Origin of the sequence: Microbacterium sp. CGR1 (genome assembly GCF_001266755.1) — a bacterium.
Classification (GTDB): Bacteria; Actinomycetota; Actinomycetes; order Actinomycetales; family Microbacteriaceae; genus Microbacterium.
On sequence record NZ_CP012299.1, the window covers coordinates 1170601 to 1187114 of the forward strand.

Annotated in this window: 14 protein-coding genes; 4 read left to right on the forward strand and 10 right to left on the reverse strand. The window is 68.4% G+C overall.

Annotated elements, in window-relative coordinates; translation table 11 throughout:
* The first annotated feature begins 85 nt into the window (after positions 1-85).
* Complete coding sequence (locus AKG07_RS05620; protein ID WP_053096588.1) at positions 86-703, forward strand: vitamin K epoxide reductase family protein; 618 nt, start codon at positions 86-88, stop codon at positions 701-703.
* A gap of 67 nt (positions 704-770) precedes the next feature.
* Here AKG07_RS05620 and ndk read toward each other — a convergent pair whose 3' ends face one another.
* The 6 genes from ndk to AKG07_RS18025 form a co-directional block, all read right to left on the reverse strand.
* Complete coding sequence (gene ndk / locus AKG07_RS05625; RefSeq protein ID WP_053096590.1) at positions 771-1187, reverse strand: nucleoside-diphosphate kinase; 417 nt, start codon at positions 1185-1187, stop codon at positions 771-773.
* Position 1188: 1 nt separating this feature from the next.
* Entirely contained in the window at positions 1189-1611 is a 423-nt protein-coding gene (locus AKG07_RS05630) for a DUF4233 domain-containing protein (RefSeq protein ID WP_053096593.1), read from the reverse strand.
* On the reverse strand, positions 1599-2951 hold the full coding sequence (locus AKG07_RS05635) for a bifunctional folylpolyglutamate synthase/dihydrofolate synthase (protein ID WP_053096595.1): 1353 nt from the start codon (positions 2949-2951) through the stop codon (positions 1599-1601). The genes AKG07_RS05630 and AKG07_RS05635 overlap by 13 nt, the downstream gene beginning before the upstream one ends.
* The gene (gene ileS / locus AKG07_RS05640; protein WP_053096597.1) at positions 2948-6313 is read right to left on the reverse strand and encodes an isoleucine--tRNA ligase; all 3366 of its coding nucleotides are present in this window, start codon (positions 6311-6313) and stop codon (positions 2948-2950) included. The genes AKG07_RS05635 and ileS overlap by 4 nt, the downstream gene beginning before the upstream one ends.
* A 420-nt stretch (positions 6314-6733) precedes the next feature.
* A complete protein-coding gene (locus tag AKG07_RS18020; RefSeq protein WP_233277332.1) occupies positions 6734-6994 on the reverse strand; it encodes an endonuclease domain-containing protein in 261 nt (86 codons plus the stop codon).
* A gap of 27 nt (positions 6995-7021) precedes the next feature.
* Positions 7022-7543 carry a hypothetical protein gene (locus AKG07_RS18025; protein ID WP_233277333.1) on the reverse strand — a complete coding sequence of 174 codons (522 nt, stop codon included), beginning with the start codon at positions 7541-7543 and terminating at the stop codon, positions 7022-7024.
* Between the two features lie 345 nt (positions 7544-7888).
* Between AKG07_RS18025 and AKG07_RS05650 the strand changes: the two genes are divergently transcribed.
* The gene (locus AKG07_RS05650; protein ID WP_053096599.1) at positions 7889-8539 is read left to right on the forward strand and encodes a pentapeptide repeat-containing protein; all 651 of its coding nucleotides are present in this window, start codon (positions 7889-7891) and stop codon (positions 8537-8539) included.
* On the opposite strand, the gene AKG07_RS05655 is transcribed toward AKG07_RS05650, so the two are convergent.
* The 4 genes from AKG07_RS05655 to AKG07_RS05670 form a co-directional block, all read right to left on the reverse strand.
* Complete coding sequence (locus tag AKG07_RS05655; RefSeq protein ID WP_053096601.1) at positions 8529-10037, reverse strand: ATP-binding cassette domain-containing protein; 1509 nt, start codon at positions 10035-10037, stop codon at positions 8529-8531. The two genes, AKG07_RS05650 and AKG07_RS05655, sit on opposite strands and share 11 nt — an antisense overlap.
* Positions 10034-10846 (reverse strand): ABC transporter permease, encoded by an 813-nt coding sequence (locus AKG07_RS05660; protein WP_053096602.1) that lies wholly within the window; start codon positions 10844-10846, stop codon positions 10034-10036. The genes AKG07_RS05655 and AKG07_RS05660 overlap by 4 nt, the downstream gene beginning before the upstream one ends.
* Entirely contained in the window at positions 10843-11784 is a 942-nt protein-coding gene (locus tag AKG07_RS05665; RefSeq protein WP_053096604.1) for an ABC transporter permease, read from the reverse strand. Before AKG07_RS05665 ends, AKG07_RS05660 begins: the two co-directional genes overlap by 4 nt.
* A gap of 103 nt (positions 11785-11887) precedes the next feature.
* Positions 11888-13498 (reverse strand): ABC transporter substrate-binding protein, encoded by a 1611-nt coding sequence (locus tag AKG07_RS05670; RefSeq protein ID WP_053096606.1) that lies wholly within the window; start codon positions 13496-13498, stop codon positions 11888-11890.
* Positions 13499-13699: 201 nt separating this feature from the next.
* Between AKG07_RS05670 and valS the strand changes: the two genes are divergently transcribed.
* Both valS and AKG07_RS05680 read left to right on the forward strand, forming a co-directional pair.
* Positions 13700-16294 (forward strand): valine--tRNA ligase, encoded by a 2595-nt coding sequence (gene valS, locus AKG07_RS05675; protein ID WP_053096608.1) that lies wholly within the window; start codon positions 13700-13702, stop codon positions 16292-16294.
* Positions 16291-16509: a hypothetical protein gene (locus tag AKG07_RS05680; protein ID WP_445928300.1), complete on the forward strand. Its 219-nt coding sequence runs from the start codon at positions 16291-16293 to the stop codon at positions 16507-16509. The genes valS and AKG07_RS05680 overlap by 4 nt, the downstream gene beginning before the upstream one ends.
* Positions 16510-16514: the final 5 nt, after the last annotated feature.

Below are 16514 nucleotides of genomic sequence, written 5' to 3' on the forward strand. Positions count from 1 at the left end.
CGGTTCGCGGCATCCTCGCGACTCCGGGTCGTTTTCTCCGGCGCGCTCACGCCCGATACATAGCGATCGCTGAGAGAATCCACACATGAGCGAGCAGCGCACCCGCCCCGTCGTCTATGCCGTGTGGTTGATCATCGCGAGCGTCATCGGCTGGTTCGCCGCCTTCCAGCTGACGGTCGAGAAGTTCGTGCTTCTGGAGAACCCGACCGATGCGCTCGCCTGCGATGTGAGCCCCTTCATCCAGTGCAGCAAGAACCTCGGGTCCTGGCAGGGTGAGATCTTCGGCTTCCCCAACCCGCTGCTCGGACTGACCGGGTGGATGGCCCCGTTGGTGATCGGCGTCGCGATCCTCGCCGGGGCGAGGTTCCCGCGGTGGTTCTGGGCAGCCTTCGGCGCGGGGATCACCTTCGCCTTCGGACTCGTCTGCTGGCTCATCGGCCAGAGCCTTTACGCCGCGAACCTCGGGGTTCTGTGCCCGTGGTGCATGGTGACGTGGGCAGTGACCATCCCGACCTTCTTCGCGACGATGCTGCATCTGACCCGCAACGGCACCTTCACACGGAACGAGAAGACCCGGGAACGCGCCGACAAGCTGATGGTCTGGGTTCCGCTGGCCACCATCCTGGCCTACGCGGTCATCATCATGATGGCGCAGCTGCAGGGCCTGGACTTCCTCGGCGAGATGGCGCGCATCATCTTCTGACCCCGCCCGGACATGACGAAGCCCGCCGCACGATCTCGTGCGGCGGGCTTCGTCGTGTGCGGATCGGTCAGTCGAACCAGATGCCGAGCTCGCGTGCGGCCGACTCGGGGCTGTCCGAGCCGTGCACGAGGTTCTGCTGCACTTTGAGACCCCAGTCGCGGCCGAAGTCGCCACGGATCGTGCCGGGCGCGGCGGTGGTGGGGTCGGTCGTGCCGGCGAGCGAGCGGAAGCCCTCGATCACACGGTTGCCGGCGAGGCGGATGGCGACCGACGGGCCCGAGAGCATGAACTCCAGGAGCGGCTCGTAGAAGGGCTTGCCCTCATGCTCCGCGTAGTGGTCGGCGAGCAGGTCGCGGTCGGGCTCGACCAGGCGGATGTCGACGAGGGCGTAGCCCTTCGCTTCGATGCGCGCCAGGATCGTGCCGGTGAGGCCGCGGGCGACACCATCGGGCTTGACGAGGACGAGGGTTTCTTCGGTGGCCATGTCATTCACTCTCTGTCTGAGTCTCAGTCGTAGGCCCGTCGGGACGTCGTGCGTCCAATCGGGCCCCCATGATCGTCGCATACCCCCACATGCCGCCGAAAACCACGACGACGAGCAGGATCGCGGGGACCAGGATAGCCGCCAGAGCGATGACGACCTGCAGGACCCAGCCCGCCGTGATCGCCCACGGCTTCGTGATCATGCCGGCGAGGGCGAGGCAGGCGAGCCCGACGACGGCACCGCCGACGATCCCCCACCATTGCGGGATGCCCGCGGGCAGCGTCTTCAGACCGAAGACCGTGAGCCCCGCGAGGAAGACGACGATGGACTCGAAACCGAGCACGATCGGCGCCAGTTTCTGCACCAGAGTGCGTGGGGGACGCGGCGGACGGGCCGGGCGGGATGCAGCGGTCACGCGCGCCATCCCGACTTCCAGTCCTCTTCCTCGGCGAGAGCGATCGCCTCACCGGCGAGCACGACCGAGCCGGCGATCACGACGGCCCGGCGATCCGATGACGCCGCCCACTCGCGCGCGGCGTCCGCTGCCTCGGCGAGCGTCGGGTGCACCGTCGCACGCTGTCCCGTCGACTCGACGAGATCGGCGATGAGATCCGCGTCGCTCGCACGGTCGGACTCGGGCGCCGTGGCGAACACATGGGCCGCCGCGGGTGCGAGCTTCGAGACGATACCGGCGGCATCCTTGTCCGCGAGCACGCCGAGCACCACACCCCACTCGTCGAAGTCGAAGCTGTCATCCATCGCCTGCACGAGCGCGGCTGCGCCGTGCGGGTTGTGCGCCGCATCCACGATCACCGTGGGAGCGACGCCCAACAGCTGAAGTCGCCCCGGCGAGGTCGAGCCCTGCAGGCCCTCCGAGATGATGTCGGCGGCGATCGGCTGCTGCGCCCCGCCGATGAGCGACTCCACGGCTGCGACCGCGAGAGCCGCGTTGTGTCCCTGGTGCGCTCCGTACTGGGGCAGGTACTCCTCGACATACGCTCCGGCGAGACCGCGGATGGTCAGCAGCTGTCCGCCGACGGCGAGCTTCTGCTCGGCGAGTCCGAACTCCTCCCCTTCGAAGGCGATCGTGGCATTCCTCTCGGCAGCGACACGGCGCAGCACCTCGGCGGCCTCCGCGGGCTGCTGGGCCGACACGACGGCAGCGCCCTCCTTGATGATTCCCGCCTTCACGGTCGCGATCTCGGCGATCGTGCCGCCGAGACGATCGGCGTGGTCGATGTCGATGGGCGCGAACACCGCCACATCACCGTCGGCCGTGTTGGTCGAGTCCCACTCGCCGCCCATTCCCACTTCGAGGACGAGCACGTCGACCGGGGCATCCGCCACCGCCACGAAGGCGAGCACGGTGAGCAGCTCGAAGAACGTGAGCGGCTCCTCACCCGCTGCCTCGAGTTCGGCGTCGACGATCTCGACGAACGGTTCGATCTCGTTCCAGGCGTCGACGACGGCGGCATCCTCGATCGGCTCTCCATCGATCACGATGCGCTCGGTGAAGCGCTCGAGGTGCGGACTGGTGAAGAGGCCCGTGCGCAGCCCGTGCGCGCGCAGCAGGGTCTCGATCATGCGAGCGGTCGAGGTCTTGCCGTTCGTACCCGTGATGTGGACGACGCGATACGTGCGCTGCGGATCGTCGAGATACGCGAGGATGCGCGCTGTGCGCTCCTTGCGCGGCTGCACCCAACGCTCCCCCGCACGACTCAGCAGCTTGTCGTAGACGGCATCGGCCTTGTCGCGTGCGCTCATGCGGCGGGCTCCTTCGTCGTGACGTCGATCGTGACGATGATCGGACGCTTGTCGGCGCCCAGGGCGGTCGCACCACTGCGGAAGACGCCGTCGCCGGGGCTGGCGACCTCCTGCACGAGGGTGTCCATGTCGTCGGTCGCCTGCACCGCGAACGCGACGGCCAGGGTCTCCCCCGCGATCAGGTCCGCATGCGCCTGCAGCGCCTCGGCATCGGCCGGGCCCACGTTCAGTGCCAGAACGATGCGGTCGCTCACATCGAGGTCCGCATTCTTGCGGGCCTCCTGCACGACGCGGATGGCGTCTCTCGCCAGTCCCTCGGCTTCGAGCTCAGGAGTCGTCGTCGTGTCGAGCAAGACGAATCCGCCGCTCGGCACGATCGCGAGCGCCTCCCCCTCGGGCCGGCCGGTGGTCTCGAGCACGAGGTCGTACTCGCTCGGCTCGAGCACGATGCCGCCCGCGGTCACGACGCCGTCGACCTCCGACCAGTCGCCGGACTTCGCGGCCTTGATCACCGTCTGCACGTTCTTGCCCAGGCGCGGACCCGCCGCACGTGCGTTCACGCTCAGCCGGTGGCTGATCCCGTATCCGCCGGCGGTCGTGTCCGACTGCTGGACGAGCTCGACCGACTTGACGTTGAGCTCCTCGCGCAGGATGTCCTCGAACTGGCCGAGCGTGGCCGCCAGAGGTGACACCACCGTGAGGCGTGCGAGTGGCAGCCGCACACGGAGCTTCTCCTTCTTGCGCAGGGCGTTGCCGACGCTCGACAGCTCGCGAACGGCATCCATCGCGTCGCGGATCTCGTCCGCCGCGGGGAACGCGGTGTCATCCGGCCAGTCCTGCAGGTGCACGCTGCGTCCGCCCGTGAGCCCCTGCCACACGCGCTCGCTGATGAGCGGCACGAGAGGCGCGGCGACCCGGGTCAGCGTCTCGAGCACCGTGTAGAGCGTGTCGAAGGCGTCTGTGCTCGACCCCTCCCAGAACCGGTCGCGCGAGCGACGGATGTACCAGTTGGTGAGCACCTCGGCGAAGTCGCGCAGACGCGCGGACGCGGTCGTGGAGTCGAGACCCTCGAGGTCCGCTCGCACCTCGCGCACCAGGTCGCCGAGACGAGCGAGGATGTAGCGGTCGAGGACGTCGGTCGAATCAGTGCGCCAGGTCGCCTCGTATCCGCCGGGCTTCGCCGCGTTGGCGTACGTCGCGAAGAAGTACCACGAGTTCCACAGCGGGAGCAGGAACTCGCGCACGCCCGAGCGGATGCCCTCTTCGGTCACTGCGAGGTTGCCGCCGCGCAGCACCGAGCTCGACATGAGGAACCAGCGCATCGCGTCGGAGCCGTCGCGGTCGAGCACCTCGGAGACGTCCGGATAGTTGCGCAGCGACTTCGACATCTTGTAGCCGTCGTTGCCCAGGACGATGCCGTGGCAGCTGACGCCCGTGAACGCCGGTCGATCGAACAGCGCCGTCGAGAGCACGTGCATGACGTAGAACCAGCCACGCGTCTGCCCGATGTACTCGACGATGAAGTCGGCGGGCGCATGCGTGTCGAACCACTCCTGGTTCTCGAACGGATAGTGCACCTGCGCGTACGGCATCGAGCCGGAGTCGAACCACACGTCGAAGACGTCCTCGATGCGGCGCATCGTGCTCCGGCCGGTCGGGTCATCGGGGTTCGGACGGGTGAGGTCGTCGATGTACGGGCGGTGCAGATCGATCTCACCCTCGGGGTTGCGCGGGAGCGTGCCGAAGTCGCGCTCCATCTCCTCGAGCGAGCCGTAGGCGTCGACGCGCGGGTACTCGGGGTCGTCGCTCTTCCAGATCGGGATCGGCGAGCCCCAGTAGCGGTTGCGGCTGATCGACCAGTCGCGCGCGCCTTCGAGCCACTTGCCGAACTGGCCATGCTTCACGTTCTCGGGCACCCAGGTGATCTGCTCGTTGTTCGCGAGCAGGTCGTCCTTGATGTCGGTGACGCGGATGAACCAGCTGGACACGGCCTTGTAGATCAGGGGATTCCGGCACCGCCAGCAGTGCGGGTACGAGTGCACGTAGCTCTGCTCGCGCAGGAGGCGCCCCTCGGTGCGCAGCAGGCGGATGAGCGGCGTGTTCGCGTCCATCCACAGCTGCCCGGCGACGTCGGTGACGTTCGGCAGGAATCGTCCGCCATCGTCGAGCGACAGGATCGTCGGGATGCCGGCAGCACCGGCCACCCGCTGGTCGTCCTCACCGTAGGCAGGAGCCTGGTGGACGATGCCGGTGCCGTCGCTGACCGTGACGTAGTCGTCGACGAGGATGCGCCAGGCGTTCTCCGTGCCGTAGGTCTCGGCGTCGGCGTAGTAGTCGAAGAGCCGGTCGTAGGTGACGCCCTCGAGCTCGGCTCCGCGCACCGTCGCGTCGACCGCGGCGAGCGCCTCGTCGAGGCTCTCGTATCCGAGCTCCTTGACGTAGCCGCCGAGCAACTCACGCGCCAGAAGGTAGCGGTGGGCCGAGGCCTCGACGGCGGCATCCGTCGTTCCCGCGACCTGGTGCACGTCGGCAGCTCCTCCGGGACCGGCGGGCAGCACGACGTACTCGATGTCGGGGCCGACGGCGAGCGCGAGGTTGGTGGGGAGGGTCCAGGGTGTGGTCGTCCAGGCGAGTGCCCGCACGGCGGTGAGACCGAGGGCCTCAGCCTTCGCACCGGTCAGCGGGAACGTGACGGTGACCGACGGGTCCTGACGGTTCTGGTACACGTCGTCGTCCATGCGCAGCTCGTGCGCCGACAGCGGGGTCTCGTCGCGCCAGCAGTACGGCAGCACGCGGTATCCCTCGTAGGCGAGTCCCTTGTCGAACAGGGTCTTGAACGCCCAGAGCACGCTCTCCATGTAACCGAGGTCGAGCGTCTTGTATCCGCGCTCGAAGTCGACCCAGCGAGCCTGACGCGTGACGTAGTCCTGCCACTCATGGGTGTACTTGAGCACCGAGTCCTTCGCCTTCGCGTTGAAGACGTCGATGCCCATCTCCTCGATCTGGCTCTTCTCGGTGATGCCGAGCTGCTTCATGGCCTCGAGCTCGGCGGGCAGACCGTGGGTGTCCCAGCCGAAGACACGATCGACCTTCTTGCCGATCATGGTCTGGAATCGCGGGAAGACGTCTTTGGCGTAGCCCGTGAGCAGGTGCCCGTAGTGCGGCAGGCCGTTGGCGAACGGCGGGCCGTCGTAGAAGACCCACTCGTCTTCGCCCTCGCGCTGCTCGATCGAGGCGCGGAAGGTCTGATCGGTCTCCCAGAAGTCGAGCACCTCGCGCTCGATCTGAGGGAACCGAGGGCTCGGGGCGACGGAGGCAGCCTGGTCGGCGGCGGGGCCGAAGGAGGAACGCGGGTAGGTCATGTCGTCTCGCAGGAGTCGTGGCGGATGCTGCTGCGAGGACGATCCGTCCGGCTTGTCGTTCCGGGGACCGCGGTACCACCTCGCGTGCCGCGCCTCACGGCGGAGCCACTCTCACTGCGGCTGTGACGGGCCTGCCCCGCTCGGTTCTACTGAGTCCGCCCTCGCGAGCCGACCGTTCTTCCGAGAGCTCCCCGGTGATGTCCGGATCACAGCTCTTGTCTCCCATTGTACGCGCGGTGCGGCGCGTACGCCTCCTGCCTCCTGAGCGCGGCCGAAGTCCGTGCGCGCTTCCGATGTCGGTTCTGTCTTCGGGGCCCGCACCCCCGTCGGCCGAATGCACCTCCGTCGGCCAGTCTCCGGGGGTTCGGCCGAGGCACGACGATCTGTCCGACGGTGCGAAGCGTCTGAACGGCGGGTCACTCACCCCGCGCGGTGCAGTCCCTGCGCGACCGCGCGCATGATCAGGTCCTGCACGATGTGCCAGTCGAACATGACGTGCGTGTACGACACGCGCATCACGTGATACCCCATCAGCCGCAGTTCGGCATCGTGCCGGATGTCTTCGGATCGCTGCGCACCGACGTGGTGGGCCCCGTCGATCTGTACGACGAATCGGTCGCCGATCAGAGCGTCGACGCGGTGGCCCGCGATCCAGATCTGCACGCGGATCGGCTCTCTCAACCACCGCAGTCGCGCACGAAGGTAGGTCTACAGCCCCGCATCGGCGAAAGGAGTGGCCCGTTCGAGAATCAGCCGCGCCGCCGGCTTCCACGAGTATCCGCGCAGAGCTTCCATCGTGACGAGCGACTTGTTGAGCGCCGACTCCCAGGTCGCGAGCGCCCGCTCGAAAGGCTCGCACTCAGCGATGTACGCCAGCACATTCTCGATCGGATCGACGAGCACATCCGGATGACGCGGCACGATCGGACTGCCCCAGTGCACCTGCGCGTCGACACGTCGCCTCCCCGCGGCGTTCGGCCCGACGGCGACGTGTGGCTTGCCCGAATCGTCGTGCAGCCAGAGACCGAGCCGAGCGGCTTGAGTACGGCAGGTCAGCACGACGCCTCGGCGCGCCGCGCTGATCAGCATCCCGTCGGCGGAAGGCACCGCGAGCCATCCTCGTCGCGGCCGGATCAGCACACCGCCTTCGACCGCCGACGCGACCAGGCTCCGAGCGAATCCGCGCTCTTGGATGACGGTGACACGCACGACGCCGCCGAGCTCCGTCATCGTCGCAAGCAAGTCCTCTGACGTTCTCCGCACCCAGCCAGTGTGGGACGTATCGCGTGCGCGTCGCCCCCCCCCCCCCCCCCGTTCCAGGCTTGTGCGCACAACGGCGTCTCGTGGCGTTCTGTGCAGGAGCGGTCGAGGCGTCCGCAGACGTCGCTCGCTCGCCACTCTCGTGCTCCCGCTCTCGCTCGGCCGAATCCACCTCCCTCGGTCCGATTCAGCGCGATAGGCCGAGTGAAGCGCATCCGGCCGAGGAAGGAGCAGCCGAACCGAGGAAGGAGCAGCCGAACCGAGGAAGGCGCGGCCGAACCGAGGAGTGTCTCACCCACCCCCTACCCTCGAAGCATGGCCCGCTCCCCCGAATCCCCTGCGGCTCCCCGCGTTTCGCCTCCCGACCTTCCCCTCGAGTTCGAGTCGGCGACGGCTCGGCGCAGCGCCGATCTGCTCGCGGCACAGCTCGATCTCGAGGTCGCAGCCGATCTCGCCCACGCCTCACTCGAGCAGTGCACGATCACGGCCGATGCCGACAGTGTCGATCTGACCGGAGCCACCCTCATCGACGTCGACATGACGGGTGTCCGCATCGCCTCGCTCAAGATGCGGGATGCCGGCATCCGTCGCGTGCGCATCAGCGGCGGACGCATCGGCACGCTCGATCTGAGCAGCGCCCGAATCGACGAGCTGGAGCTCCGCGACGTGCGGATCGACTATCTGAACCTGGGGGCGTCGAAGACCACGGACGTCGAGATCACCGCGTGCAGCATCCGGACGATCGACATGCCCCAGGCCGAGCTCACCCGCGTGCGCTTCACCGACACGCGCTGCGACGAGGTGGACTCCCGCGGCATGCGCGCCGCGCACGTCGACCTGCGCGGGCTCGACGCCTCGGCGTTCGTCGATGCGAACAGCCTCCGCGGCACGACCCTGAGCAGCTTCCAGGTGCAGCAGCTCGCACCGGTACTCGCGGCGGGGATCGGCATCCAGGTCAGGGACTGACGGGCCGGTTCGCGTCGAGCAGCTCCTGAGTGAACGGATGCTGCGGCGATTCGAACACGTCCGTGACTGCACCCTGTTCGACGATGACGCCGTCCTGCATCACCAGCACGTCGTCGGCGACCGCCCCGACGACATCGAGATCGTGCGACACGAAGATCATGGTCAGCCGACGCTCGCGCTGCAGCCTCAGCAGCAGCTGGATCACGCGCTCACGCACCGACGGATCCAGAGCCGACACCGGCTCGTCCAGCACGAGCACCTCGGGCTCGGCAGCCAGTGCCCGAGCGATGGCGGCACGCTGTCGTTGCCCACCCGACAGCGCGGACGGCCGCCGGGTCGCCAATACGGGGTCGAGGTCGACCTCGGCGAGAAGCTCGGACACCCGCGCGGCACGCAGCGCCCGAGGCACGCCGCCCGCGGCGAGCGCCTCCCTCAGCGACCGCCCGATGCTCCATCGGGGATCGAATGCGCCGAGCGGATTCTGGTGCACGAGCTGCACGCGGTGCTCGCCGATCCAGCGCAGGCCGCCGTCGTCCGGCTGCTCGACACCGACGATCATCCGGGCGAGCGTCGTCTTGCCCGACCCCGATTCCCCGACGATGCCGAGTGTGCGTCCCTGATGCACGGCGAACGACGCGTCGTTCACGGCGGCGATCTCCTCGTACGTCCTGGTGACGCCTGTGGCGACGAGCACGGGTGTCACGTCGTCGGTAGAGGTCACACGCGGTTCGTGCATCGTCGCGGCGATCAGCTGCCGGGTGTACGCGTGCTGCGGCTTCTCGAGGACCTCGCCGACGGGCCCGGACTCGACGACCACGCCGTTGCGCATCACGAGCACGCGATCGGCGATGCGACGGACGGCCGCGAAGTCGTGGCTGATGAACACGATCGCGGTGCCGGCGTCGGCGATGTCGCGGAGGAGTCCGAGGATCCTCGCCTGCACCGTCGCATCGAGAGCCGTGGTCGGCTCGTCCGCGACGAGGATCGCGGGCTCGGCGGCGATGGCCGAGGCGATCAGTGCCCGCTGCCTGAGTCCGCCGGAGAGCTCGTGCGGGTACTGCCGCGCTCGGCGGGCGGCGTCCGGCATCCAGACGCGGTGCAGCAGCTCCTGCACTCTTTCGCGCAGCGCCGCTCGTCCCGACCTGAGGCGGTGGAGACGCAGGGGTTCGGCGATCTCCGATCCCACCCGTTGCAGCGGATCGAGCGAGACGAGGGCATCCTGCGAGACGAGCGCGATGCCCGCGCCGCGCAGAGACCGCCAACGCCGCTCGCCGAACCGCGCGACATCCGTCCCGTCGATGATGAACCGTTCGAACCGCACCCGTGCGTCTGCGGGCGTCAGTCCGAGAAGTGCCCGCGCGGTGAGCGACTTGCCCGCGCCCGACTCACCGACGATGGCGACGCACTCCCCTCGCGCCACCGACAGCGACACCCCGTCGACGACGGGCGTCCCACCGAAGTCGATGCGCAACCCCTGCAGCTCGAGCGCTTCCGTCACGACGTCCGCCCCTCTGCTCTGGCACGCAGCACGCGGCCGACGATCGTCGCCGCGATCACGGTGACGGTGATCGCGATGCCGGGGAACACGGCGATCCACCAGGCCTGTCCGAGCACGTTGCGTCCTCCGGCGAGCATGAGGCCCCACTCGGGAGTGGGCTCTGACGGGCCGAGACCGAGGAAGCTGAGTCCGGCGGCCGCGAGGATGCTCGAGCCGATGCCGATCGTCGCGAGCACGCTCAGCGACCCGAGCACACCCGGCACGACATGCCGGACGAACGCGGGCACCGGGGGGACGCCGAGGATCCGGGCGGCCTCGACGTGCTCGGCGCTGCGAAGGGTGCGGGTCTGCACCCTCGCCAGCCGGATGTAGACGGGGACGGCGGCGAGCGTCACGGCGATCGCGATGTTGACCGGTCCGGGCCCGAGCACCGCCACGACCACGAGCGCGACCAGGAACTCGGGGAAGGCCATGAGCACATCGTTCACCCGCATGAGTGCCGCGTCGACTCCCCGCGGGGCGAGGCCGGCGAGCGCACCGATGAGCAGCCCCACGGCGAGCGCGATGCCCGTGGCGAGCAGGCCGATGCCGATCGAGCGCCCTGCCCCGTAGAGCACGCGCGAGTAGACGTCACGCCCGCTCTGATCGGTGCCGAACAGATGCTCGGCGCTGGGCGGCAGAAGCGATGCGCGCACGTCGGTCTGAAGAGGGTCGTGCGTGGCGAGGACAGCGGGGAAGGCCGCAGCGAATGCGAGCACCAGCAGCACGGCCACGGCGCACCAGAGCAGCACGGTCTGCGCGCGCTTCATCGCCTTCCTCCCCGCCCGGTGCGCAGCCGAGGATCGATGAGCGGATGCAGCAGCTCGATCACGAGGTTCACGATCACGAAGACGATGGCACTGAGCAGGATGATCCCGGTGATCACCGGCAGATCGCGGTTCGTGATGGCCGCGAGGGTGACCCGGCCGAGGCCCGCCCTGGCGAACACGGTCTCTACGAGCACCGCTCCTCCGAGCACCGATCCGGTCAGGTAGGCCGCCAGGGTCACGGCATTCGCGGCACCGTGTCTCAGCCCGTGACGCAGCGTGAACCAGGACGGGCTCGCACCCCGCGCCCGCACGGTCTCGGCGAACGGCATCCGCTCGCCCTGCACGAGTCCATCCCGCAGCACCTGGCCGAGCAGCGCCGCCACGGGAAGCGCGAGCGTGATGGCCGGCAGCACGATCGTCGCCGGATTGCGGGCACCCGAGACAGGGAACCACCCCAGTCCGAATGCGAAGACGCTGAGCAGGATCAATCCGATCCAGAACACGGGCGACGACAGGATGACGAGCTCGATGCCCGCGGCGACGGCTCGCCCTGCCTGGCCTCGCACCAGCAGGGCGACGGCGAGCGCGAGCAGCACGGCGATCACGAGAGCCAGCGCCGAGAGCTGCAGCGTCGATCCGAGCTGACGGCCGATGACCTCGGTCACCGGCATCCGCAGCTGATACGACTCGCCCAGGTCTCCCCGGGCGAGCTGACCGATGAAGGTCAGATACTGCTCGAGCGGGGGTCGATCGAGGCCGAGCTCCGCACGGATGCCGTCCTTGACCGCCTCGCTCACCTGAGCCTGCGGCCCGAGCATCACCGAGACCGGATCGCCCGGGATGACGCGGAACGCCAGGAAGACGAGTGTCGCCGCACCCCAGAGCACGATCACGACGGATGCCGCGAGACCGGCGATCCGGATGAGCGCTGCCTTCACCGTTGGCGCCCTCTCGACGATCTCGGAGCACCCTTCGGCACGCGGCGCTCGCTCACGAACGATACCGCAGCGATATGCCCAAGGGTGCTCGACGACTCAGCGGTCAGCCGACGCTCACATCGTAGAACAGCGGACGTCCGTACAGGTCGTAGTCGAGACCGCTGACCCGCTCGCCGACGGCGGTGATCGCCGAGGGGCTGTAGAGCGGGACGATGGCCGTGTACTCCGCATTCCACTCCTGCAGCTGCGTGTAGATGCTGTTGCGCTCGTCCTGGTCGCTGGAGGCGACGGCCTGGTCGAGCAGAGCGTCGATCTCCGGATCGGTGACCTGGGAGGCGTTCTGGAACCCCTCTGTGTGCAGATGCGCGCGGAGGAAGTCGGGATCGACGCCGGAGAATCCCCAGTCCGTCAGGTCGAAGGTCTTGGGACCGTACTGCTCGTTGTAGGCGCCGGGCTCCAGCACCTCGCGCACGACCTCGAACCCGATCGCCTTGAGATCCGACTGGATGGCGTTCGCCAGGGCGGCCCGGTCGTCCGGCACCGGGGTCCATGCGATCCACCGCGCCGACAGACGCTTGCCGTCCTTCATGCGGATGCCGTCGCTGTCGCGCTCCGTCCAGCCGGCCTCGTCGAGGAGAGCGTTCGCCGCTGCTGCATCGAAAGGCCAGCTGTCCTCGAGGGAGGCGTCGTACCCGGGAGTCGTCGAGCCGAGCACGCTCCATGCTCGTGGGAACTGCCCGAAGAAGATCTCCTCGACGGCGGCGTCGACGTCGATGCCCCGAGCGAATGCCTGGCGCACCTTCTCGTCGGCGAAGACACCGTACTTCTCGTTGAGGTACAGCGAGTACGGCAGGCCGGGGTACTCGACCGAGTCCACGGTGATGCCGTCGCCGAGATCTCCCGCGAGGTTCGGGGGGATGTTGCTCGCGAGGTCCGCCTCGCCGCTCTGCACGACGCCGGTGCGCACGGAGGCCTCCGGCTGGATCTCGACGCGCAGCGTCTCGACCTCCGCCGCATCCTCGCCGTGCGGTCCCCAGGCGTAGTCATCGTTCCGGGTGTACACCAGCTCCTGATCGGGCGTGTACTCGGTGAGCACGAACGGACCGGTGCCGACCGTGACATCGGGCCCTCCGGCCTTCAGCTGGTCGGCGGACTCCGCCAGCACGGCCGGTGAGTAGAACCCGAGCTGCGGCGTGCTGGCGGCCTGCAGGAACGGCGCGTACGGCTGGGTGAAGCTGACCGTGACGGTGTGCTCGTCGACGACCTCCGTACCCGCGTAGAAGTCTGCTCCGAGCATCGACGCCGCCTGCGCCGACTCCGTCTCGGGGTCGACGATGCGGTCGAAGTTCGCCTTGACCGCCTCGGCGTCGAAGACCTCGCCGTCGGTGAACGTCACGTCGTCACGGAGGACGAAGGTGTACTCCGTGCTGTCGTCGGAGACGGTCCACTCCTTCGCCAGCCAGGGACTGAAGGAGCCGTCGTCCTCCTGGAAGACCAGCGAGTCGAGCACTGCCCGCTGCACCATGCCGGAGACGTCGAGCTGGCTCACCTGCGGATCCATGTGCCCGGCAGAGAGGTTCGCGCCCTCGATCGACCAGACGAGCTCTCCGCCGTCGGACTCGGAGGACGGCGCGGCGCAGGAGCTGAGCAGGAGGGCGCTCACGGCGACGGTGGCACCGAGCGGGATCGCGCGGCGCAGGAAGGTGATGGGCATGCTGTTCCTCGGGAGGGAAGGCGAAGGGACGCGGACGCGTCGTTTGTTGGACTGGATCCAATTCTAGAGCGTCCTCTTCACCCCCGGCGCTGCGCGGCAGGACCGGAACTCTGCACTGCCGCGGGCGATTAGACTGTGGGACACAATCCACACTCAGGCACGCTCACACAGTGCCGCATACATCGCTCGAGGAGAACCTTCATGTCCGCTATTCCCGACAAGCCCGCACTCGAAGGTCTCGAAGCGAAGTGGGGTGAGACCTGGTCCGAGCGGGGCACGTACCTGTTCGACCGCATCCGCGCCGCGGAGTCCGGCCGCGAGGGCGTCTACTCGATCGACACTCCCCCGCCGACCGCATCCGGAAGCCTGCACATCGGGCACGTCTTCTCGTACACGCACACCGATGTCAAGGCGCGCTTCGAGCGCATGCGCGGCAAGAACGTGTTCTACCCGATGGGGTGGGACGACAATGGACTGCCCACCGAGCGCCGCGTGCAGAACTACTACGGCGTGCGGTGCGACCCGACGCTCCCCTACCAGAGCGACTTCACCCCGCCGTTCGAAGGCGGCGACAACAAGTCCAGCCGCGCTGCCGACCAGGTGCCCATCAGCCGCCGCAACTTCATCGAGCTCTGCGAACGTCTGACGATCGAGGACGAGAAGCAGTTCGAGGCGCTGTTCCGCCAGCTCGGCCTCTCGGTCGACTGGACGCAGACCTACCGCACCATCTCCGACGACACGATCCGTCAGAGCCAGCTCGCATTCCTGCGCAACCTCGAGCGCGGCGAGGCCTATCAGTCGCTCGCTCCGACGCTGTGGGACATCGACTTCCGCTCGGCGATCGCCCAGGCCGAACTCGAGGATCGCGACCAGCAGGCCGCGTACCACACCATCGACTTCCCGTTCGCCGACGGATCCGGCTCGATCACGATCGAGACCACCCGCCCCGAGCTGCTTCCCGCGTGCATCGCGATCGTGACCCACCCCGAGGGCCCGCACAAGCACCTGATCGGCACGAAGGTGCGCACGCCCTTCTTCGGCGCCGAGATCGAGATCCACGGCCACCACCTCGCACAGCCCGACAAGGGCACCGGCGCCGCGATGGTCTGCACCTTCGGCGATGTGACCGACATCATCTGGTGGCGCGAGCTGCGCACGGCGGCGGGCGACCACCTCCCGAACATGACCACGATCGGCCTCGACGGACGTTTCCTCCCGACGGCGCCGTCGATCGTCGCCGACGCCGACGCGATCGACTGGTACACCGCCGAACTCGCGGGCAAGACGGTGTTCTCCGCGCGCAAGGCGATCGTCGAGAAGCTGCAGGAGACCGGAGACATGACGGCCGTCGGCAAGCCGTTCAACCACGCCGTGAAGTTCTTCGAGAAGGGTGACCGCCCTCTCGAGATCGTCTCGACCCGCCAGTGGTACATCCGCAACGGCGCACGCGACGCGAACCTGCGCGACGAGCTGCTCGAGCGCGGCACGCAGCTGGCGTGGCACCCGGACTTCATGCGGGTTCGCTACGAGAACTGGGTCGGAGGTCTGACCGGAGACTGGCTCGTGTCGCGTCAGCGCTTCTTCGGCGTGCCGATCCCGCTCTGGTACGGCCTCGACGAGAACGGCGAGCGCGACTACGCCCGCGTGATCGCTCCCGATCACGCCAGTCTCCCCATCGACCCGACGACCGACGTGCCGGAGGGATACACCGAGGATCAGCGCGGCGTGGCCGGTGGTTTCGAGGCCGAGGCCGACATCCTCGATACCTGGGCCACCTCGTCGCTCACTCCGCAGCTCGCCGGTGGATGGCAGCGCGACGAGGAGCTGTGGCAGCTCACGGCACCGTTCGACCTGCGCCCGCAGGGACAGGACATCATCCGCACCTGGCTCTTCTCGACCATGTTGCGCTCGACCCTCGAAGACGGGCGCTCGCCGTGGCGCAACGCCGCGATCTCGGGCTTCATCGTCGACCCCGACCGCAAGAAGATGTCGAAGTCGAAGGGCAACGTCGTCACGCCGGCGGACATCCTCGAGACCCACGGATCGGATGCCGTGCGCTACTGGGCCGCCTCCAGCCGCCTGGGAATGGATGCCGCCTTCGACCCGCAGAACCCGACGCAGGTCAAGATCGGCCGCCGACTGTCGATCAAGGTGCTCAACGCGGCGAAGTTCGTGCTGTCGTTCCCGGTGCCCGAAGGCGCCCAGGTGACGCACGCCCTCGACGCCTCGATGCTGACAGGCCTCGACGCCGTGATCGCCGAGGCGACCAAGGCGTTCGAGAACTACGACCAGGCCAAGGCGCTGGAGGTCACCGAGGCGTTCTTCTGGACGTTCTGCGACGACTACCTCGAGCTCGTCAAGGAGCGCGCCTACAACCAGAACGACGTGGGCCAGGCCTCCGCGGCACTCGCACTGCGCCTGGCGCTGTCCACGCTGCTGCGCCTTCTCGCGCCGATCCTCTCGTTCGCGACCGAAGAGGTGTGGTCGTGGTTCGAAGAAGGCTCGGTCCACACCGCCGCGTGGCCGGAACCTCTCGGCATCGACGGTGACACGGCGGTGCTGTCGGCCGCGAGTGAGGCACTGATCGGCATCCGCCGCGCCAAGACCGAGGCGAAGGCATCGCAGAAGACTCCGGTATCTCGTGCCGCGATCGCGGCGCCCGCCGCCAAGCTCGACGCACTCCGCGCCGCAGCCGAAGATCTCAAGGCCGTCGGCCGCATCGCCGACCTCGAGTTCACCGAGGCCGACGAGTTCGCGGTCACCGCGATCGAGCTCGCTCCGGTCGAGGGGGCATGATGCAGCTGGGTACGCGGTGGGCCACCGGCTCGGAGCCGCCGGCATCCGTTCCCGCCGCGCTCCGGCCGGCGATCGCCGAGGTCGAATCCCGCGGCCTCACCGGACGCTGGACGCTCACATGGCTCGAGGGCCGTGCGATCGCCGAGCTCGATGCGGGCTGGGAGGTCGTGCAGACCGGGGCCGGCGACGTGATCGCCCGCCCCTTCGAGGACTGACGAAC